The sequence below is a fragment of the Bradyrhizobium elkanii WSM2783 genome (assembly GCF_000472865.1).
GTDB lineage: Bacteria > Pseudomonadota > Alphaproteobacteria > Rhizobiales > Xanthobacteraceae > Bradyrhizobium > Bradyrhizobium elkanii_A.
On record NZ_AXAP01000046.1, the window covers coordinates 45410 to 65100 of the forward strand.

Here is a 19691-nt window from a genome sequence, read left to right on the forward strand (position 1 = left end):
TTCATCTGCACTTGCATTACGCCCGCACTGAAACCGCAGAATTGCGCTGCCCGCGCAAGATCTGTTCGGCCTCACTGACGATCCTGTCCACGATTTCACCCGCGGGCGGAATGTCGTGGATCAGCCCGACCGCCTCGCCCGCGATGACGGCGGCCACGTCGAAATTGCCGGTGGCTCTGGCCTCGGCATATTCGGCGGCAACCGTCTTCACGTGCTGCAACAGCTCGATCTCCCGCCCCATCCACCGCCGCGCATGATCGTTGATGAGACAGCGCCCGGTAAACGGCGCCGGCCAGACATTGTTGCGCGAGAGATCGAAGATGATGCCGCGCACGGTGTTGCCGCTCCTGGCCCCACAGATGCGCCGCTTCGCCTCCTCCGCGCCGTCGGCCTCCTCGCTCGCATAGAAGCGCGTGCCGAGCAGCACGCCGGAGGCGCCCAGCGCCAACATCGCCGCCAGGCCGCGGCCATCGGCGATGCCGCCCGCAGCGACGACCGGCACGCGACCGCCGGCAAGATCGACGATCGCCGGCACCACGTCGAGCGTCGTGCGCGAAGCGCCATGGCCGCCCGCCTCTGTCCCCTGCGCAATCAGGATATCGGCGCCCGCTTCCAGCGCCTGCCGCGCCATCTCCTCATCCTGCACCTGGCAGATCAGAAGCCGGCCGGCAGCCTTTATCTTTGGCGCAAACGGTTTCGGATCGCCGAACGACAGCATGATCGCGCGTGGGTTTGCGGCAAGCGCGATATCAAGGAGCTCCGGCTGTTTGGCCATACTCCAGGTGATGAAGCCGATTCCGAACGGCGCGGCGCAAGATCCGAGCTTTGCCGCCTCGCGCTCCAGCCACGCACGGTCGCCATAACCGCCGCCAAGGATGCCGAAGCCGCCGGCCTCACTGACGGCTTTCGCCAGTCGCGCGCCTGCGACCACATCCATCGGCGCCAACACAATCGGGTGACGGATGCCCAAAAGCGCTGTTAATGGCGTGTCGATCGGCATCGTGTCCCCCAAGCGATCTGGACAGTGAGAATAGGCAGGACTACCATTCTGTCGAAATGAATACTTGAGAACGCTGCCATCTCAATAGTGAAACGCAGGCCGCGATCATGGAACTCACCGACCTCCAGACCTTTGCAACGGTCGCCCGTCTTGGCGGCATCACGCGCGCCGCCGACGAACTGCACACTGTGCAGTCCAACGTGACCCAGCGGATCAAAGCGCTCGAGGCCGAGATCGGCACGGCGCTGTTTGAGCGGCACAGCCGCGGCATGACGTTGACCGGCGCCGGACGGCGGCTGCTCCCTTATGCGCAACGCATGGCCGCACTCTCGCGCGAGGCGTTGCTCGCCGCCCGCGATGATGGCGAGCCGAAGGGACCGCTCGCGATCGGCTCCATGGAAACGACGGCCGCCGTCCGCCTGCCGGTGCTGCTTGCCGATTTCCATCGCCGCTTTCCGGCGGTACGCCTCACCCTGAAGACCGCGACCACGACCGATCTCGTAACCGCCGTGCTTGATGGCACGCTGGACGGCGCCTTCGTGGCCGGCCCGATCGATCACGCCGAGCTCACGTCCACCCTCGCCTTCCGCGAAGAGCTGGTGCTGGTCACCGCGCGCCGCTGGGCCAGCCTCGCCGCCTTGCGCGCGGGCACGTCGGAATCCGGACCGACCGCGCTGGTGTTCCGCACCGGCTGCACCTATCGCCAGCGGCTCGAGCAGATCTTCACCGACTTCGGCTGGCCGTCGGCCGCACGCTTTGAGCTCGGCACGCTCGACGGCATGGTCGGCTGCGTCGCCGCCGACATGGGCGTGACGCTGTTGCCGCGGGTCGTCGTCGAGCGCAACGCGTTGCATGCCAGCGTCAGCATCCACACGCTCGATCCATCCTATGCCCGCGCCGAAACCATCTTCATCCAGCGCCGCAGCGCCCATCAATACAGCGCGCTGCAGAGTTTTGCCGCCTGTCTCGACAAGGACGATCAGGTCATCGCGGCCTGACTGCCCGTTCCGCTCCGCGAAATTTGCAATGCCATTTTTCTGTGACGGAGCCACACGCTTCGCGCGTGCGAGCACACGTCATCAAAGATTTTTGGATCGTTGTGCGCGTCTACGTTAGTATGTGGCGCTTTCTACCAACAACCATAACGTCAACATCTGGGAGGGACTGCGATGCGCACCGCATTCGTGTTGTGCTGTTCTGTTGCCTTGTTGGCTACGGTCGGAACGGCAAGCGCACAAGACTGGACCAAGTCGAAATGGGGGCCGAACGACGAGATCGGCGCCGCCAATTACATGACGCCCGACCTCGTCGTCAAAGCCGCATCATTGGTGAAGACCGGCAAGACCTACGCGCTCGGCATTCCCGTCGACAGCAAGACGCCGGCCTATCCGCCGCGCACCTTCAAGATCACCATCGTCCAGCCCGGACAGGCGGGCAGCTCCGGCATCGGTCCGAACAAGGCGACCTACAACGATGATATCCTCGACACCTGGGTCGGCATCGGCAGCCAGATCGACGGCCTCGGCCATCTCGGCATCGAGCATGTCTACTACAACGGCAACAAGCTCGCAGATTTTGCCGATCCCACCGGCCTGAAGAAGCTCGGCATCGAGAAGGTGCCGCCGATGGTCGCCCGCGGCGTGCTGCTCGACATGGCCGCCTACTACAACACCGACGTGGTCAAGGAAGGCACCGCCTTCAACGTCAAGGAGATCGAGGAAGTCGCGAAGAAACAGGGTGTCGAGATCCGCCAGGGCGACGTCGTGATCTTCCACACCGGCTGGCTCAGCCTGATCGGCAAGGACGACAAGCGCTATTCCGCCGGCGAACCCGGCCTCGGGGTCGAGGGCGCCAATTATCTCACCGGCAAGGGCGTGGTGGCCGTCGGTGCCGATACCTGGGCAGTCGAGGTCCTACCGTTCGAATCCAACAATGTGTTCGAGGTGCATCAGATCCTGCTGGCGAAGAACGGCACCTACATCCTGGAGAACATGGACACCGCCGAGCTCGCCAAGGACAAGGGGTATGAGTTCCTGTTCGTGCTCGGACAGCCGCGCTGGCGCGGCGGCGTGCAGAGCATGATCAACCCCATCGCGATCCGATAGCCCCGAGGCACGCTGCCGGTTTCACCTCTCCCATCGGGAGAGGTCGGCGCACAGCGCCGGGTGAGGGGTCACGGTCTCTCATGGGCACCTGCGCCCCCTCACCCGGATCGCATCTAGCGATGCGATCCGACCTCTCCCCGCTGGGGAGAGGTGAAGAGAGCGCTTTGCCTCCGCAGGGCACCACGTGTTAATCGCATCCTCATGCCCGCCCCTGTCCTCCCCCTGATCGAAGCTGTCGCGCACTGGCCCGAGCGCGGCGCGTTGATCGGGCTCGATCTCGGAACGAAAACGATCGGCATTGCCGTCTCTGATCCCGATCGGCGGCTGGCGACCGGCGTCGAAACTGTCCAGCGCAAGGCGTTCAAGGCTGACGCGGCGCGGTTGCTGGTGATCGCCGGCGAACGCAACGTGGTCGGCTTCGTGCTTGGGCTTCCCATCAACATGGACGGCAGCGAGGGGCCGCGAGCGCAATCGACCCGCGCCTTCGCGCGCAACCTCTCCAACCTGACCACGCTCGCGATCGGGCTCTGGGACGAGCGGCTCTCGACGGCGGCCGTCGAGCGCGAATTGATCGGCCTGGATGTCAGCCGCGCCAAGCGCGCCGAGGTGATCGACGAGCACGCCGCGATCTTCATCCTGCAGGGCGCGCTGGATCGGCTGGCAAAATTGCGGGGCGAGCGCTGAAGCATGGCCGTCGTCATCGCGGCGCTGTTGCCGACATTCCTCTTGATCGCGCTCGGCTTCATCCTGAAGCGGACGCTGCTCAAGCCCGAGATGCAATGGCAGGGCCTGGAACGGCTGACCTATTACGTGCTGTTCCCCGTGCTCTTGATCCAGACGCTGGTGAAGGCCGACCTGACAAAGGTGCCGATCGGCGGTGTCGGCGGCGCGCTGTTCCTCTCGGCGCTGGCGATGTCGCTCCTGTGCCTCGCACTGCGCCCGCTGCTCGGGCGCAGCGGCGTCGACGGTCCTGCCTTCACCTCGGTGTTCCAGGGCGCCACCCGCTGGCAGACCTATGTCGCGCTCGCGGTGTCCGGTGCCCTCTACGGCGATGTCGGACTCGCGCTCGCTTCGGTGGCGATGGTCGCGATCATTCCACTGGTCAATGTATTCAGCGTCTCCGTGCTCGCGCACTACGCCGCGCCGCAAAAGCAGTCGGCGGGCGCCATCGTCAAGACGGTGGTGAAGAACCCGCTGATCTGGGCCTGCGTCGTCGGGCTCCTACTGAACGTGACCCATTTCCCGCTGCCAAAGCTCTGGCATGACGTCGCCGACGCGCTCGGCCGCTCCTCGCTTGCGATCGGCCTGCTCGTCACCGGCGCCGGCCTGCATCTCGAAGGCATGTTCCGCCCGAGCCTCGCCGCCAGCGTCACGGTGTTCCTGAAGCTGATCGCCATGCCCGTACTTGCCGTAGCGCTCGGCCTCGCGTTCGGCCTGTCCGGCCCGAGCCTCGTCATCGTCGCCGTCGGCTCGGCGGTACCCACTTCCTCTTCAGCCTATGTGCTCGCCCGCCAGATGGGCGGCGACGCACCGCTGCTCGCGCAGATCATCACGCTGCAGACGATACTGGCGGCGATCACGATGCCCGTTATCATCGCGCTCGCGGCAAGCGGGCGCTAGGCTCACAATAGTATCCAAATGAAGAGGGCGAACATATTCATGGCTGAATGAGCCATTACTGCCAACAAAGTCGAGTTGCTGCGCCAGCGAAAGTAACCGAGAAAAATACCGGAGACGAAGAGACAGAAACGCCCAAGCCAATCATATTGAGTGTGGAGTATCGCCCATACTATTGATGTCAGAACAATCGCGCCGGTCGGGCCGAGGAAGGATTGCGACCAGCCACGAAACATAAAACCACGAAAGAGAAATTCTTCCATTAGCGGCGCTGCAATGCAAGCGGAGAGCAAATAGATGAACAAACCGTCGGCTCCCGCGGCCCGGAAATCAGAATCGACAGGAGCGTTACTGGTGGCACCAACGACCAAACTCTCCGCCATCACGAATATGGTCGTGATTGCCAGAGCACGTCGGAGTTCAATTGGATTTGGCCACTTCAACGCAAGATATTCGGCGAACTCTCGGCGGCCCATCCGGATGGCGATCCAAAGCACCGCGATCGCAGGTGGACTTGCCAGAATGCTGGCGGCGCTTTCCAAACTATTCTGGATCACGCCTGTTCGAAGTTGCGCAGGTGACAATATCTTGCCGGCTAGGTCCGATATGATATTGAAGAAAAAGTCCGATGCGAAAATGAAAGCGCCGTAAGCGATCAGGCTGACGAACGTCGTCTCCATGAAGTCCCAGGTTCGCGGCGGCCGTGGCGAGACCGAGGCCGGCGACTTGGCATTTTCGAAGTCCGACATATCGATTTTTCCGCGACAACGTCGCAGCGAAGGTGGGTTCAGATTCTACCTACCATATCCGACGATCATCCCGCCAGTAGGATGCAAGCAGCTACGACTGCCCCGCAAGCCACAGCGTCTGCAGCGTCGCGGCGAGATTGTTCAGCCCGTGCAGCACGATGGTGAGCCAGGTCGAGTTAAAGCGGTAGCGCAGGTAGCCGAACACGAGCCCGATCGAAAACACCTCGCTCAGGAAGAACCAGTCGTATTGCAAATGGAGCAAGGTCCAGACGAGCGACGACAGCAGGATCGCGCCTACCGGCCGCAGGGCCGTCTCCGACCAGCCGCGATAGAGGAAGCCGCGAGCGAGAAGCTCTTCCGATACCGGGGCGGCGATGCAGAACGCGATGACGAGCAGCCAAAGCGCGCCTTCGGCCTGCGCCGATTTCATCACCTCGCCCATGAAGCCCGGCGAGGCTTCGCGGCCAACCGCGCGCAAGATGAGATCCCATACGCCAACCAATAGCGCCAGCGCGACCACGCCGATGGCGAAACTCTTCCAGGAGGTCCAGCGCAGCGCAAGATAATCGACAAAGGAAGTCCGGGTCGGACGGATCGCAATCCAGAGCGCCAGCAGCACCCCCGGCAATCCCGTGATGACCGAGAGCGCAATCGTCAGTCCTCCGCCGATCGTCTGGATGACCGACGCGATATTGGGGGCGTCCTGCTTCTGCATGAAGTAGATGACGACGGCGAGCTGCCCAAGGAACATGCCGCCGAACACGAACAATCCCCACAGCGTCGTGCCCCAGAATTTCCACGCCCGCGGCGGCGGTGGAGCGGTGGTCAGCGGAGGATTATCGGGACTGAGGACATCCATCAGCTAACTCTCGATCGATTGCGCGCCTGTCGCCTCCACAACGTCATGGCCGGGCTCGTCCCGGCCATCCACGTCCCTTTTTCTCTGCCTCGCACGAGAGACGTGGATGCCCGGGTCAAGCCCGGGCATGACGGAGTGTGTGTCATTCAATGCGGCAGCGCCCGCTCCAGCAGCGCGCGCATGTCGCTCTCGGCAAGCTCCACCGCGCCATACATGCCGGCGTGCGTGGTCGCGAGCCGTGTCGCCGCGAACAGTTCGGCGTCACGCGGCATCACGCCATTGAGCGCGGCGCTCGCGGCAAGCAGCGCCAGTTTTTCGACCGCGAGCCGCGCAACGCGCTCGCTGTCCGGTCTGCGGAACGCCTTGCCGATGAAGGCGACCGCCTCGTTCGCGCCGGGCAGGCCCTGCGTCCGCCCGGCCAATTCCTGCAGGATGGCCGCTGCGGCATCGGCCTCGCGCGAGAGCGCGCGCAGCACGTCGAGGCACATCACATTGCCCGAGCCTTCCCAGATCGCATTGACCGGCGCCTCCCGGTAATGCCGCGCCAGAATGCCCTCCTCGACATAGCCGTTGCCGCCGAGGCACTCCATCGCCTCGTAGAGGAAGCCGGGCGCGCTCTTGCAGGTCCAGTATTTGATCGCGGGCGTGAGCAGCCGCATATAGGCGGCTTCCTTAGGCTCATCCGGTGTGCGGTCGAACGCGCGGCAGAGCCGCATCACCAACGCAACCGTCGCCTCGACATGCAGCGCCATGTCCGAGAGCACCGCCTGCATCAGCGGCTGGTCGGCGAGATGCTTCTGGAACACGCTGCGATGGCGCGCATGATGCAGCGCGTGCGCAAGCCCCGAGCGCATCAGGCCGGCAGAGGCGATCGCGCAATCCTGCCGGGTCAGTTGCACCATCTGGATGATGGTGCGGATGCCCTTGCCCTCCTCGCCGATCCGCTCGGCATAGGCGCCGTGGAATTCCACCTCCGACGACGCATTGGAGCGGTTGCCGAGCTTGTCCTTCAGGCGCTGGAAGTGGATGGAATTCACAGACCCATCCGGCGCAAAGCGCGGCATGAAGAAGCAGCTCAGCCCCTCCTCGGCCTGCGCCAGCACCAGGAACGCGTCGCACATCGGCGCCGACATGAACCATTTGTGCCCGGTGATGCGATACGCATCGCCATCGCGCGCCGCGCGCGTCATGTTGGCGCGCACGTCGGTGCCGCCCTGCTTCTCGGTCATGCCCATGCCGAGCATCATGCCGCGCTTCTCCCACCAGGGCACGAAACTCGGATCATAGGAGCGCGTGGAAATCACCGGCATCGTCCTGGCGAGGAGATCCGGCTGCGAGGCAAGTGCGGCGACGGCGGCGCGGGTCATCGTGATCGGGCAGAGATGTCCGGTCTCGACCTGTGCGGCGATATAGAATTTCGCCGCGCGCACCACTTCCTCCGCGCCGCCCGCGGGCTTGCCCTGCGCGGTCCAGGTCGAGTTGTGCACACCGGCGTGGGCGCTATGCGCCATCAGTTCGTGGTAGGCCGGATGAAACTCGACCACATCACGGCGGTTCCCGCGGGAATCGAAGGTGCGCAGTTTCGGCGTGTTCTCGTTGGCGATGCGCCCCCGCTCCGCCATCGCTGCCGAGCCCCACTGCTTGCCGAATTGTGCGAGCTCGCCCTGTGCCGAGCCGCCGCCATTGGCGGCCACCGCCTCGACCAGCGGCTTGTCGAGCGTGAACAGATCGACATCCTCGAACGGCGGCGACTGGTTGAAGACCTCGTGGGTCGAGAAGATGGCTTGGGTCATGACGCTTCCTGAAAGCCGGAACTAGAGCATGATCCGGAAAAGTGGACACCGGTTTTCCGAAAAGATCATGCTCAAACAAAGGGCTAGGGCGGGATGACGATTCGAGGAGACGTCATCACGCTCTAGCGGCGCGGCGGAATCGGGAAATCATAGGCCTGACCGCCCCCGCCGGGCAGCGAAAAATGCCACCACTCCTTGGAATAGTTGACAAAACCCTGTCGCGCCATCGCTGCGACGAGCATCCTGCGCCACCGCCGCTGCGACCGATTGATCGAGGCTGCGGCGGTATGCGCCTTGACGTCGGAGCAATCATAGCCGGTGCCCATGTCGACGCTGCCTTCCGGTGCCCGCCTTTCCACTGTTGCCGTGCAGTCGGCATAGTCTCTCGCGGGATCGAACTCGCCGGAATTGTCGGCGGCAAGATCCACCAGCGTCAGGTCGAGCGCGGCCCCGCTCGAATGGCCGGAACGCGCAGCGATATAGCCGAGCCGGAACAGATCGGCCTTCCTGAACGCCGGATTGTAGCGCTTGCCGGCGGCCGTCTCCTTGCCATCCCTCGACCACGCGACCATGTCGGCGACCGCACGCGCCGGGCGGTAGCAATCGAACATCTTCAATGAGAGCCTTTGTGCCGCGAGTTCCTGCTGCACGGCCTTCAGCCTGAGCCCGACCTCGCGCTTCACGACGCACTCGCCCGCGCCGTACCCCCTGAGCGGCCGGCCGACGAAATTGTTCGGGTTAGCATAACGGATGTCCTGGATGATCGTGGGATCGACGTCGCGCAGGAACACGAAGCCGCCGGGCAGGGCCTGCGCGCGAGCTACCGAAATCGACATGGCTGCCACTAGCGGGATCACAACAATTTTCACGATTGTCGCCCCATCGTCATGGCCGGGCTCGTCCCGGCCATCCACGTCTTGTTCCGGAAATGCGAGCAAAAGCAAGACGTGGATGCCCGGGACAAGCCCGGGCATGATGGCGGAGAATGCGGGGGCAACGATGGCGACTTTGTCATCGCCTCACTAGCCGGGGGAAAACTCACCAGCCCCCTATTCCCGCTTGCCCCGCCGACCATCCACGCCTATAGCTCTGGCTTTAATGACCCCATCATTGAAATCGACCTTTGTCCTCGGTCACCGGCATTTGCTGGGCATCGAGGGGCTTTCCGCTGCCGACATCACCGGGCTGCTTGACCTGTCCGAGGAGTATGTCGAGCTCAACCGCCAGGTGGACAAGAAACGCGCATCCTTGCGCGGCCGCACCCAGGTCAACCTGTTCTTCGAGGCCTCGACCCGCACGCAATCCTCCTTCGAGATCGCGGGAAAAAGGCTGGGTGCCGACGTCATGAACATGTCGGTGTCCTCGTCCTCGATGCGCAAGGGTGAGACCTTGATGGACACCGCGGTGACGCTGAACGCGATGCACCCGGATATCCTGGTGGTGCGCCACCATGCCTCCGGCGCCGTGGAACTGCTGGCGCGCAAGGTTGACGGTTCCGTGATCAATGCCGGCGACGGTGCGCATGAGCATCCGACCCAGGCCCTGCTCGACGCGCTGACGATCCGCCGCAACAAGGGCCGGATCGAGGGGCTGGTGGTCGCGATCTGCGGCGACGTCATGCATTCCCGCGTCGCACGCTCCAACATCCTCCTGCTCAACACCATGGGCGCCCGCGTCCGCGTCGTTGCGCCCTCGACGCTTCTGCCGCGCGGCATCGAGCGGATGGGAGTGGAGGTCGCCCGCGACATGCGCGAGGGGCTAGACGGGGCCGACATCGTGATGATGCTGCGCCTGCAGCGCGAGCGCATGAACGGCTCCTTCGTGCCGTCCTCGGGCGAATATTTCCAGTATTTCGGCCTCGACCAGAAGAAGCTGTCCTACGCCAAATCAGATGCACTGGTGATGCATCCGGGGCCGATGAACCGCGGCGTCGAGATCGACTCGGCTGTCGCCGACGGCGCGCAGTCGGTGATCCGCGAACAAGTCGAAATGGGAGTGGCAGTGCGCATGGCGGTGCTGGAAGCGCTCGCCCGCAACCTGCCGAATGCGTGAGATCATGCTGACCGATCGTCGTCCAATCCTGCTTGCCAATGCCCGCGTCGTCGATCCCTCCCGCGATCTCGACGGGCCCGCCGACGTCCTGATCGCCGACGGCATGATCCGCGATAGCAAACGCGGCATCGGCACGACCGGCGTCCCAGAGGGTACCGACATCGTCAATTGCGCCGGCAAGATCGTCGCTCCCGGTCTGATCGACATGCGCGCCTTTGTCGGCGAGCCCGGCGCCAACCATCGCGAGACCTTTGCCTCGGCTAGCCTCGCCGCAGCCGCCGGCGGCATCACCACCATCATCTGCCAGCCGAACACCTCGCCGGTGATCGACAATTCGGCGACCGTCGATTTCGTGATGCGCCGCGCCCGCGACACTGCGATCGTCAACATCCATCCAATGGCGGCACTGACCAAGGGCTTGGGCGGCGAGGAGATGACCGAGATCGGCCTCCTCAAGGCCGCCGGCGCGGTCGCCTTCACCGATGGCGACAAGAGCGTCACCAACGCGCAGGTGATGCGCCGCGCGCTCACCTACGCCCGCGACTTCGACGCGCTGATCGTGCATCACACCGAGGATCCCGACCTCGTCGGCGAAGGCGTGATGAACGAGGGCGAGTTTGCGACGAGGCTGGGGCTTGCCGGCATCCCGAATGCCGCCGAGTCGATCATGCTCGAGCGCGACGTGCGGCTCGCAGCGCTCACCGGCGGGCGTTATCACGCGGCCTCCCTCTCCACGGCGGAGTCGCTTGAGATCCTCAAACGCGCCCGCGATGCCGGCGCCGACGTCTCGGCCTCGGTGTCGATCAACCACGTCACGCTGAACGAGAACGATATCGGGCCTTACAGGACGTTCCTGAAACTGTCGCCGCCGCTGCGCACCGAGGACGACCGCCAGGCATTGGTCGCAGCGCTGGCCTCGGGTCTTATCGACGTCATCATGTCCGATCACAATCCGCAGGACGTCGAGGTCAAGCGCCTGCCGTTCGCCGAGGCCGCCCCCGGCGCGGTCGGGCTGCAGACCATGCTGCCGGCGGCCTTGCGCTTGGTCCATAATGGCGAGATGGATTTCAAGACCTTGATCCGGGCGATGTCGACCCGACCTGCCGAACTGCTGGGCCTGCCCGGCGGCTCGCTACGCGCGGGTTCGCCGGCCGACGTTATCGTGATCGATCCTGATACGCCCTGGGTGCTCGATCCCGCCGACCTCAAATCGCTGTGCAAGAACACGCCCTTCGACGAGGCCCGCTTCTCCGGCCGCGTCGTACGCACCATTGTCGGTGGGCGGACGGTGTATGAACATGTCTAGAGCGTTTTCAAGCGAAGTGGATACCGGTTCGCGTCAAGAAAACGCGTCAAGAAAAAGAGACACCTCCGAGACATGCCGCGCCTGCGGCGGGAGCGCCGGCCATGTCCTCTGACGCCTTCCTGATCGTCGCGTTTCTGATCGGCTATCTCTTCGGCTCGGTCCCGTTCGGCCTGATCCTGACCAAGATCGCCGGCACGCAGGATCTGCGCTCGATCGGCTCCGGCAATATCGGCGCCACCAACGTGCTGCGCACAGGGCGCAAGGGGCTTGCCGCCGCGACGCTGATCTTCGACATGCTGAAGGGCACCGCTGCAGTCGTGCTGTCGGGCTATCTCGGCGGCCCGAATGCGGCGATGGTGGCCGGGCTCGGTGCCTTCCTCGGCCATCTCTATCCGGTCTGGCTCGGATTCAAGGGCGGCAAGGGCGTCGCTACCTATATCGGCGTGCTGATCGGCCTGTTCTGGCCGGCTGCGGCCGTCTATGGCGCGGTCTGGCTCGCGACCGCCTTCACCACGCGCTATTCGTCGCTCTCGGCGCTGGTGGCCGCCGTCGTCACCCCGATCTTTCTATGGTGGTTCGACCACGCCGCACTCGCCGCGCTCGCCGCGGTGCTGATGCTCATGCTGTTCTACACCCATCGCGAAAACATCAAGCGCTTGCTGGCGGGAACCGAGGGGCGCATCGGCCAAAAGGCCTAGAATTCGCCATCAACCTGTTGAGGACGGGTCACATCTGTCCGAAATTCTTGCGCGATACTGGCAAACGGTAACGCGGGCTGTCATCCTGCGATTCAAATGGCGTCACACGGTTTCGTCAGATGGACGGGATCGAACAGGATGGGATTAGCGGAATGAGCGCGCCCGATGTCGCGTCGCGTCCGGTGAGTACGTCCGGCGCGAGCGCCCTGCTCGCGGCCAGCGAGATCTGGTCATTCTCCGGCAAGACACCGACTGCCGTCGATTCAGCAGCCAAGTCCAGCTCGGAAGCTGAGCTGCCTGCCCCATCACTCCCGGACGTCATCCTGAACATGCAATCCGCGCGGGCCGACCTGCCGGCGCGCTCGCCGGTCGATAGACCGAAAAAGGCGGATGCGCGCGAATCGCAGGTCTGGCCGCCGCGACAATTATCGCTGGCACTGCAGGGCGGCGGCACCTTTGCCGCGTTCACGTGGGGCGCACTCGAGCGGCTCCTGGAAGAACCGGATTGCGCGTTGGACACCATCAGCGGCGCCAGCGCCGGCGCCGTCAATGCCGCGCTGCTCGCTTGCGGCCTGGTGGAAGGTGGCCGCGAAGGCGCACGTGCCGCGCTCAACCGGTTCTGGATGCGGATGATGCACGAGGCTTCGTTCCGCTCGCTGATGCTGGTCGGAGGATTCTCGCCGGCCGGACGGTCGGTCGCATTCGGGCCGACGCTGCGGTCCGGCCAGTTCGATCCGTTCGATCTCGATCCGCTGCGCCAGGCGCTCTGGAGGGATATCGATTTCTCCGCGCTGCAGAGTCCCGCCAGCCCGAAGCTTTTGGTCGCGGCGACACGCGTGCGCGACGGCCGGCAGCAAGTCTTCGGCAATGACGAGATCACCGCCGATGTGCTGCTCGCCTCGACCTGCCCGCCCCTGATCCATTGCGCGGTCGAAATCGACGGCGAGTCCTATTGGGACGGCGGCTTTGGCGGCAATCCCCCGCTGGTCCGACTGGTGCAGGAATCCGAGACGTCCAACGTGCTCGTCGTTCAAGTCACGCCGGCGCGCGACAGCTATGTTCCGATCACGCCCGCCGCGATCGATCGCCGCCTCGACCAGATCACCGCCAATTCCGTGCTCAACGCCGAGATCGCGGCGCTGGAATGGGCGCGTCCTGCGGCAGCCCCCTCGTTGCGACTATTCCGGATTGCAGCGGAAGATGAGATCGACGGGCTCGCCCAGCGCAGCGCCACCGATCTCGGGCCGGGCTTCATTCGCCAACTGCATCGGAGCGGCCGCAAGGCTGCCGAACGTTTCCTGGCGCAAGATGCCGGCTCGACGCGAATCGAGACGCCGCGCAAATCACGCGTCGCGGAGCCCGCGCTGCTATAGTTTCGCCAGCGCCATCTCGACAAAGCGCGCCGCCGCCAGCGCCTTGGCGTCGGCAGCGAATGGCGCGATCACCTGCACGCCGACGGGCAGATTGCCCTCGGCGACATAAGCCGGCACGTTGACGCAAGGAACGCCCATCAACGTCCATAGCCGGTTGTAGCGGGGATCGCCGGTCGACGAGAGCCCCTTCGGCGCAGCACCGGGCGCGGACAGCGTCAGCAGCACATCGACATCCCCAAACGTTTCTGCAAGCGACTGCCGCGCGCGGCCGGCGATGTCGATCGCCTCGTCGTATTGAGCCGCGCTGACATCCTTGCTCTCGTCGAGCCGGCCGCGCAGCAATGGCGGCATTGCATCGTAGTTCTCGCGATATTCCCACGCCAGTGACCGGTGCGCCTCGAAATCCTGCACCACCGGCTGAATGCGCCAGGCTTCCGCAACGATCTCAGGCAATGACAGCGCGCGAACCGAAGCGCCAGCCCGCTCGGCGGCCTGTGCCGCGATTCGCAATGCCTCCGCGCCTGACGCATCAGGCGCGCCGGCAAAGTCCTGTGTGATGACGCCGATCCGCGGCGTCGCGATCTCCTCGGGCAACCGCAGCGCCGGCCGGCCGGTCATCGCCGCCAGCGCCACCGCGAGGTCGCTCACGCCTGAAGCGAACAGGCCGACGGTATCGAGCGTCCAGGAAAAGCACTTGACGCCGACCGTCGGCAGCAGCCGGTAGGACGGCTTGATCGCGGCCACGCCGCAATACGACGCCGGCCGGATCACCGAGCCTGCCGTCTGCGTCCCCAGCGCCAGCGGAATCATCCCGGCCGCGACCGCCGCCGCTGAGCCTGCCGACGATCCGCCCGGCGTGTGGCCATGATTGCGCGGATTGAGCGTCGCCGTCGGATCGTTCGCAGCAAACGCCGTCGTCGTGGTCTTGCCGACAATGGTCGCGCCGGCCTGCTTCAGCATCATCACGACAGACGCATCGGCGCGCGGCCGGTATCCCCAGTAGATCGACGCCCCCATCTCGGTCGGGAAATCCGCGGTGTCGATGATGTCTTTGATCCCGACCGCAATCCCGCGCAGCGGCCCCGCCGCCTGCGCGCGCGGATTCTCCGCCCGCGACACGAAGGCGCCGATCGTCTTCTCCTCGGCATCGACCGCCGCGAGCGATTGGGCGAGCGCTGCATCGGGCGAGAGTTCGCCCTGCGCGATGCGGCGGGTGAGTTCGGCAAGCGAGATCATCGGGAATTTCCTCCCTTCATTGGTTGGATTGGTTTTACGGGCCGCCTCCTCCTCGGGCAAGTAAATCGGACGGAAGGCCCTCACCTTATCGTCATGCCCGGGCATGACGAAGGAGACGGCAAACAAGTTGATCGCGATATCCGATTGGGCGAAGCTGCGCCGCCATGCATGACCGCACGCCCAATCACCAACTCACCGACACCGAACGCCTCGACCGCCTGCGGCTGATCCGCTCGGAGAATGTCGGGCCGCGCACCTTTCGCTCGCTCCTCAATCATTTCGGCGACGCGCGCACCGCGCTCGAACATCTGCCGGACATGGCGCGCCGTGGCGGCGGCGGTGCGGGGCGCATCTGCACGGTCGAGGAGGCAAAGGCCGAGCTTGCGGCCTGCAAGAAGCAGGGCGTCAGCCTGGTCGCGCCGGGCGAAGCCCCCTATCCGGCGCGGCTTGCCACCATCGATGACGCGCCGCCGCTGCTTGCGGTGCGCGGCGCGCTTGACGCTCTGGCGCGGCCGATGATCGCGATCGTCGGCTCGCGCAATGCGTCAGGCGCCGGGCTGAAATTCGCAAGCACCCTCGCCCATGATCTCGGCGACGCCGGCTTCGTCGTGATCTCCGGTCTCGCCCGCGGCATCGACCAGGCCGCGCATCGCGCTACCACGACGACCGGCACCGTCGCGGTGCTCGCCGGCGGTCACGACCGGATCTATCCGCCCGAGCATGAGGACCTGCTCGCGGCCTTGCTCGAACAAGGCGCGGCGATCTCCGAAATGCCGCTCGGCCACACCCCGCGCGCCCGCGACTTCCCGCGCCGCAACCGCCTGATCTCGGGTGCTGCGCTCGGCGTCGTCATCGTCGAAGCCGCGCACCGCTCGGGCTCGCTGATAACAGCGCGCATGGCGGCAGAACAGGGCCGCGAAGTCTTCGCCGTCCCCGGCTCGCCGCTCGATCCGCGCGCGGCCGGCACCAACGATCTGATCAAGCAGGGCGCGGCGCTCGTGACCAACGCGAGCGACATCATCAACGCGGTGCAGCCGATCATGGAGCGGCCGTTCGCGCTCGCTGCACGCGAAAGCGATGACGAGCCGCTCGATTTCGACACCGATCCGAGCGAGCGCGAACGCATCGTCGCGCTGCTCGGCCCGAGCCCGGTCAGCCTCGACGACCTGATCCGGATGTCGGGCCTGTCCGCCACCATCGTTCGCACGGTGCTGCTCGAGCTTGAACTCGCCGGCCGTCTCGAACGCCACGGCGGCGGACTGGTGTCGCTGGTCTAGGACGTCGTTTCTTCACCTCTCCCATAGGGAGAGGTGCAGATCCCTCGTCTCCATCATTCACCCCCGCTCGTTCCGCGCATCGAACTCGCCTCGCGCGCGCTCGATTTCGGGCAAATGCTCGAACGCCCATTGGCCGAGCGCCCGCACCGGCTTTGAGAGGCCGCGACCCAGATCGGTGAGTTCGTAGTCGACCCGCGGCGGGATGGTTGGAAACACCGTGCGCGTGACGAGCCCGTCGCGCTCCAGCCCGCGTAGCGTCAGGGTCAGCATCCGCTGCGAGATGCCGCCGATCGTGCGCTTGAGCTCGTTGAAGCGGCGCGGCCCGTCGCCCAGCAGCATGATGACCAGCACGCTCCATTTGTCGCCGACCCGCGCCAGCACCGAGGCGACGCCACGGCAGTCGCCGCTGGTATGCGGGATCGGTTCCAGGACAGGCACATGGATGTGCTCGGGTTTCACTGATGTGCTCCGGTGAGAAAAATGTGCGTTCTTGCGGGGTTTTGCCACGGTCACTCATATAGCGCGAGTTACAAACCTATACCAAAGGGTGACATCAACCATGAAACTGCTGCATCTCGACTCCAGCGTCCTCGGCCCCCACTCCGTCAGCCGTCAGGTTTCCGCCGCCATCGTCGACCGGCTGCGCAAGACCCATCCCGGCATCGACGTCACCTATCGCGACCTCACGGCGACGCCGCTCGCCCATCTCTCGGGTTCCCATTTGGCTGCGAGCCAGGGCGCCACCCCGGAAGCTTCGCTGCAGGCGGACATCGCCTCAGGCCAGCAGATGCTGGACGAATTCCTCGCCGCAGACATCGTCGTGCTCGGCGCGCCCATGTATAATTTCACTATCCCGAGCCAGCTCAAGGCATGGATCGATCGTATTCTGGTGGCCGGCAAGACGTTCAGGTACGGCGCTGCCGGCGTCGAGGGCCTTGCCGGCAACAAGCGCATCATCGTCGCGGTCTCTCGCGGCGGCTATTACGGCGCCGGCACGCCAATGGCGGTGGCCGAGCATTTGGAGACCTATTTGCGCTGGGTGTTCGGCTTCATCGGCGTGAAGGATCCCGAATTCATCTCCGCCGACGGAATCCAGGTCGGACCGGAGCACCGGGAGAAAGCCGTCGCGGGCGCATTGCAAGCTGCCGGCAATCTCAGCGCGGCCTGAGATACGTCGTCCGCCGTCATGCCCGGGCTTGACCCGGGCATCCACGTTGCCGCGAAGAAGGGCGTGGATGGCCGGGTCAAGCCCGGCCATGACGAAGGGAGGCAGCTTGTGTCGTCGATGACCCGCATGCTTTGAGGCAAGCGACCGTCAGGATGTAGCAGCTAGTGCCAGACCCCCTGCGCATCGAAGATCACGGCAACGAACGAAACCAACAGCCCGATCCCGCAAAACAGAGCGACCGGAGCAAATTCCGCGTTGGCTAAGTTTCGCGGGACGCGGGAAAGTGGGGCAGAGGAACGGATGCGGACGACTGTCGGCATTGCTGCTCTCCAGTTCCAACAAGCAAAGGAATGTCCCTGCCTGTGAAGCTGTCTTGGCAGCTATGACGAAGGTTCAACGCCTTTTCACCGCTCATTGCCGCGGGCTTTGTCCCCGATAGATCGGAGCTCCCGCGGGCAAGGCAGTGGCACCGCCATCGACGAAAAGCTCCTGCCCCTGGACATGAGCGGAATCGTCGGAAGCCAGGAACAGCACCGTCTTGGAGATGTGATCGGGTTCGCCGAGCCCACGTAACGGCGTCGACAGAGCGATGCGCGCCTCGAACGCCTTTTCTGCTTCAGGCGTTGCGGTCGCGGCACCCCAGATCGGGGTGCGGATGGCGCCGGGCGCGACCACGTTGACCCGAATGCCGCGCGGCGACAGTTCGGCGGCCATCACGCGCGCCATCGCGCGCACGCCGCCCTTGCTCGCGGCATAGGCCGAATAGCCCGGATTTCCCAGCATCGAGATCACCGACCCGTTGAGAATGACCGAAGCGCCGTCATTGAGATGCGGCACGGCCGCCTGCACCGTGAAGAACACGGCGGTCAAATTGGTTCGGATCACCTGCTCGAAGGCCGCGAGCGTCGTGCCGCCGAGCGGCGTCTGGCCGGGAATGCCGGCATTGGCAAAGACGATGTCGAGCTTGCCGAATTTCTGCGCGGCCTGCGCGACAGCGGCCTCCGTCGCTGCGACGTCGGTGGCGTCGGCAACGATCGCGATCGCATTCGGTCCCAGTTCCTTGGCTGCCGCTTCCAGCGTCGCCTGGTTTCGTCCGGTGATCGCAACCTTGGCGCCCTCCTGAACGAACAGACGTGCGGTCGCAAGACCGATGCCGCTGTTGCCCCCTGTGATCAATGCCGTCTTGTTCGCCAGTCTCACGATAGCCTCCAGTGCTCATGGTTGCATTATTAAACCGCGTTGGACAGGTAGACGATCTGGTTCTATAATGCAACTGCACAAGATGGTGATATGTTTTCGACGGAGAGCTTCATGGTAAAGCGGACAAGCCTTGAGGGCGCGGAATGCCCGATCGCGCGCTCGCTGGATGTGCTGGGCGACTGGTGGTCGCTCTTGATCATCCGCGATGCGCTGATGGGGCGGCGCCGCTTCGGCGAGTTTCAGAAGAGCCTGGGGCTCGCGAGGAACATCCTCACCGTGCGGCTGCGCGCGCTGATGGACCAGGGCATATTGGAATTGGCGCCCGCGTCCGACGGCAGCGCCTATAAGGAATATGTGCTGACCCCAAAAGGCTTCGGGGTCTTCCCGATCCTGGTGGCGCTCCGGCAGTGGAGCGAGGAATTCGACGACCATCCGGAAGAGATCGGCACCACCATGGTCGACCGCGAAAACCGCAAGCCGGTGAAGAAACTCGCGCTCTGTTCCCAGGACGGCCGGCTGCTCTCGGTGGGCGACATCACCCTGAAGCGCGGCGCACCGAAGCGCGCCAGGCGCGGTGGGGCGTAGGTCCTGCTTCATCTGTGATTCGTTGCGCGCCGCAGCCTACGTCGTCATTCCGGGGCGCGCGTAGCGCTCAATGCTTCGCATCGCCCCGGAATGACAGGGGGACGCGTCGCGCAATCCTCTCCTTCGTCATGGCCGGGCTTGACCCGGCCATCCACGTTCTCTCCCATGCACGGAGGTAAAAGCACGTGGATGCCCGGGACATCTGCGCGAAGACGCGCTTCGCGCTTTTGCCCGGGCATGACGGCGTCATATCATTCGCGCGATTTTCCTTAAGCCAATCAACGTGATTTGCTTCGTCCAGCCCTCTTATAAAAAACATTCCGCTTCCGTCGTCGGGCAAATCAGTGATTTAACTCCGCGCGTCTCACCCGAGAGAGGGGCGGCTCGCGATCGTCACGAACGTTGCGGTGGGATGCGGTGGACGCGATGCGTGTGACTGACGAGCACAGGCATCGCGGACGGCGAAGTCGTGTGGTCCTGGCGCCCCGACGCTGGCGCTAAGTCCTTGCGGGATGGAAACATCCCTAAGGGCGACGGTGGCAAGAAAGCCCGGTCACCGGGGAGAGCGCGAAGGAAACCGTAACACCANCGCGCAGGGAAAGCCGGAATGCTTCGGTTGAACCTGTGGTCCTACCCCCGTGCTTTTTGTTGCACGGGACCCATGGGTGCAACC

At 64.6% G+C, this 19691-nt stretch carries 19 protein-coding genes; 11 read left to right on the forward strand and 8 right to left on the reverse strand.

The features are described 5' to 3' along the window. Positions 1 to 16 precede the first annotated feature (16 nt). Positions 17 to 1000: an NAD(P)H-dependent flavin oxidoreductase gene (locus YY7_RS0131320; RefSeq protein ID WP_028166677.1), complete on the reverse strand. Its 984-nt coding sequence runs from the start codon at positions 998 to 1000 to the stop codon at positions 17 to 19. 107 nt (positions 1001 to 1107) lie between these two features. Between YY7_RS0131320 and YY7_RS0131325 the strand changes: the two genes are divergently transcribed. The 4 genes from YY7_RS0131325 (at position 1108) to YY7_RS0131340 (ending at position 4725) form a co-directional block, all read left to right on the forward strand. Continuing rightward, entirely contained in the window at positions 1108 to 1998 is an 891-nt protein-coding gene (locus YY7_RS0131325; protein WP_028166678.1) for a LysR family transcriptional regulator, read from the forward strand. Positions 1999 to 2169: 171 nt separating this feature from the next. Beyond that, a complete protein-coding gene (locus YY7_RS0131330) occupies positions 2170 to 3105 on the forward strand; it encodes a cyclase family protein (protein ID WP_028166679.1) in 936 nt (311 codons plus the stop codon). Positions 3106 to 3306: 201 nt separating this feature from the next. After that, positions 3307 to 3789: a Holliday junction resolvase RuvX gene (ruvX, locus tag YY7_RS0131335; RefSeq protein ID WP_028166680.1), complete on the forward strand. Its 483-nt coding sequence runs from the start codon at positions 3307 to 3309 to the stop codon at positions 3787 to 3789. Between the two features lie 3 nt (positions 3790 to 3792). Continuing rightward, positions 3793 to 4725, forward strand: a complete 933-nt coding sequence (locus YY7_RS0131340) for an AEC family transporter (protein ID WP_028166681.1) — start codon at positions 3793 to 3795, stop codon at positions 4723 to 4725. A 2-nt stretch (positions 4726 to 4727) separates the two neighbouring features. Here YY7_RS0131340 and YY7_RS63595 read toward each other — a convergent pair whose 3' ends face one another. The 4 genes from YY7_RS63595 to YY7_RS0131365 form a co-directional block, all read right to left on the reverse strand. Then, complete coding sequence (locus tag YY7_RS63595; protein WP_051397022.1) at positions 4728 to 5471, reverse strand: CPBP family intramembrane glutamic endopeptidase; 744 nt, start codon at positions 5469 to 5471, stop codon at positions 4728 to 4730. 91 nt (positions 5472 to 5562) lie between these two features. After that, a complete protein-coding gene (locus YY7_RS0131350) occupies positions 5563 to 6330 on the reverse strand; it encodes a CPBP family intramembrane glutamic endopeptidase (protein WP_051397023.1) in 768 nt (255 codons plus the stop codon). Between the two features lie 146 nt (positions 6331 to 6476). Then, positions 6477 to 8123, reverse strand: coding sequence for an acyl-CoA dehydrogenase family protein (locus YY7_RS0131360; RefSeq protein ID WP_028166683.1), 1647 nt, complete (start codon positions 8121 to 8123; stop codon positions 6477 to 6479). Between the two features lie 122 nt (positions 8124 to 8245). Then, complete coding sequence (locus YY7_RS0131365) at positions 8246 to 8959, reverse strand: M15 family metallopeptidase (RefSeq protein ID WP_035691383.1); 714 nt, start codon at positions 8957 to 8959, stop codon at positions 8246 to 8248. Positions 8960 to 9221: 262 nt separating this feature from the next. Between YY7_RS0131365 and YY7_RS0131370 the strand changes: the two genes are divergently transcribed. From YY7_RS0131370 to YY7_RS0131385, 4 genes are all read left to right on the forward strand, one after another. Continuing rightward, on the forward strand, positions 9222 to 10175 hold the full coding sequence (locus YY7_RS0131370) for an aspartate carbamoyltransferase catalytic subunit (RefSeq protein ID WP_028166685.1): 954 nt from the start codon (positions 9222 to 9224) through the stop codon (positions 10173 to 10175). A gap of 4 nt (positions 10176 to 10179) precedes the next feature. Further along, on the forward strand, positions 10180 to 11481 hold the full coding sequence (locus tag YY7_RS0131375; protein WP_028166686.1) for a dihydroorotase: 1302 nt from the start codon (positions 10180 to 10182) through the stop codon (positions 11479 to 11481). Between the two features lie 101 nt (positions 11482 to 11582). Then, positions 11583 to 12179, forward strand: coding sequence for a glycerol-3-phosphate 1-O-acyltransferase PlsY (gene plsY / locus YY7_RS0131380; RefSeq protein ID WP_028166687.1), 597 nt, complete (start codon positions 11583 to 11585; stop codon positions 12177 to 12179). A 152-nt stretch (positions 12180 to 12331) separates the two neighbouring features. Beyond that, the gene (locus YY7_RS0131385; RefSeq protein WP_035691385.1) at positions 12332 to 13552 is read left to right on the forward strand and encodes a patatin-like phospholipase family protein; all 1221 of its coding nucleotides are present in this window, start codon (positions 12332 to 12334) and stop codon (positions 13550 to 13552) included. Here YY7_RS0131385 and YY7_RS0131390 read toward each other — a convergent pair. Next, entirely contained in the window at positions 13547 to 14788 is a 1242-nt protein-coding gene (locus YY7_RS0131390) for an amidase (protein ID WP_028166689.1), read from the reverse strand. The genes YY7_RS0131385 and YY7_RS0131390 overlap by 6 nt on opposite strands. 164 nt (positions 14789 to 14952) lie before the next feature. Here YY7_RS0131390 and dprA point away from each other — a divergent pair, with 164 nt between their 5' ends. Continuing rightward, positions 14953 to 16065 (forward strand): DNA-processing protein DprA, encoded by a 1113-nt coding sequence (gene dprA / locus YY7_RS0131395; protein WP_028166690.1) that lies wholly within the window; start codon positions 14953 to 14955, stop codon positions 16063 to 16065. Between the two features lie 57 nt (positions 16066 to 16122). On the opposite strand, the gene YY7_RS0131400 is transcribed toward dprA, so the two are convergent. Beyond that, positions 16123 to 16524, reverse strand: a complete 402-nt coding sequence (locus YY7_RS0131400; RefSeq protein WP_028166691.1) for a winged helix-turn-helix transcriptional regulator — start codon at positions 16522 to 16524, stop codon at positions 16123 to 16125. Positions 16525 to 16624: 100 nt separating this feature from the next. On the opposite strand from YY7_RS0131400, the gene YY7_RS0131405 reads away from it, so the two are divergent. Further along, positions 16625 to 17233: an FMN-dependent NADH-azoreductase gene (locus tag YY7_RS0131405; RefSeq protein WP_028166692.1), complete on the forward strand. Its 609-nt coding sequence runs from the start codon at positions 16625 to 16627 to the stop codon at positions 17231 to 17233. Positions 17234 to 17644: 411 nt separating this feature from the next. Here YY7_RS0131405 and YY7_RS0131415 read toward each other — a convergent pair whose 3' ends face one another. Beyond that, entirely contained in the window at positions 17645 to 18433 is a 789-nt protein-coding gene (locus tag YY7_RS0131415; RefSeq protein WP_028166693.1) for an SDR family NAD(P)-dependent oxidoreductase, read from the reverse strand. Positions 18434 to 18544: 111 nt separating this feature from the next. On the opposite strand from YY7_RS0131415, the gene YY7_RS0131420 reads away from it, so the two are divergent. Further along, entirely contained in the window at positions 18545 to 19018 is a 474-nt protein-coding gene (locus YY7_RS0131420) for a winged helix-turn-helix transcriptional regulator (RefSeq protein WP_028166694.1), read from the forward strand. Positions 19019 to 19691: the final 673 nt, after the last annotated feature.

Coding starts and splice junctions, on each gene's coding strand:
- YY7_RS0131370 (WP_028166685.1), top strand. CDS start 9,222: ATGACCCCATCATTGAAATCGACCTTTGTCCTCGGTCACCGGCATTTG.
- dprA (WP_028166690.1), top strand. CDS start 14,953: ATGCATGACCGCACGCCCAATCACCAACTCACCGACACCGAACGCCTC.
- ruvX (WP_028166680.1), top strand. CDS start 3,307: ATGCCCGCCCCTGTCCTCCCCCTGATCGAAGCTGTCGCGCACTGGCCC.
- YY7_RS0131325 (WP_028166678.1), top strand. CDS start 1,108: ATGGAACTCACCGACCTCCAGACCTTTGCAACGGTCGCCCGTCTTGGC.
- YY7_RS0131365 (WP_035691383.1), bottom strand. CDS start 8,959: ATGTCGATTTCGGTAGCTCGCGCGCAGGCCCTGCCCGGCGGCTTCGTG.
- YY7_RS0131350 (WP_051397023.1), bottom strand. CDS start 6,330: ATGGATGTCCTCAGTCCCGATAATCCTCCGCTGACCACCGCTCCACCG.
- YY7_RS0131405 (WP_028166692.1), top strand. CDS start 16,625: ATGAAACTGCTGCATCTCGACTCCAGCGTCCTCGGCCCCCACTCCGTC.
- YY7_RS0131375 (WP_028166686.1), top strand. CDS start 10,180: ATGCTGACCGATCGTCGTCCAATCCTGCTTGCCAATGCCCGCGTCGTC.
- YY7_RS0131420 (WP_028166694.1), top strand. CDS start 18,545: ATGGTAAAGCGGACAAGCCTTGAGGGCGCGGAATGCCCGATCGCGCGC.
- plsY (WP_028166687.1), top strand. CDS start 11,583: ATGTCCTCTGACGCCTTCCTGATCGTCGCGTTTCTGATCGGCTATCTC.
- YY7_RS0131360 (WP_028166683.1), bottom strand. CDS start 8,123: ATGACCCAAGCCATCTTCTCGACCCACGAGGTCTTCAACCAGTCGCCG.
- YY7_RS0131320 (WP_028166677.1), bottom strand. CDS start 1,000: ATGCCGATCGACACGCCATTAACAGCGCTTTTGGGCATCCGTCACCCG.
- YY7_RS0131340 (WP_028166681.1), top strand. CDS start 3,793: ATGGCCGTCGTCATCGCGGCGCTGTTGCCGACATTCCTCTTGATCGCG.
- YY7_RS63595 (WP_051397022.1), bottom strand. CDS start 5,471: ATGTCGGACTTCGAAAATGCCAAGTCGCCGGCCTCGGTCTCGCCACGG.
- YY7_RS0131330 (WP_028166679.1), top strand. CDS start 2,170: ATGCGCACCGCATTCGTGTTGTGCTGTTCTGTTGCCTTGTTGGCTACG.
- YY7_RS0131390 (WP_028166689.1), bottom strand. CDS start 14,788: ATGATCTCGCTTGCCGAACTCACCCGCCGCATCGCGCAGGGCGAACTC.
- YY7_RS0131385 (WP_035691385.1), top strand. CDS start 12,332: ATGAGCGCGCCCGATGTCGCGTCGCGTCCGGTGAGTACGTCCGGCGCG.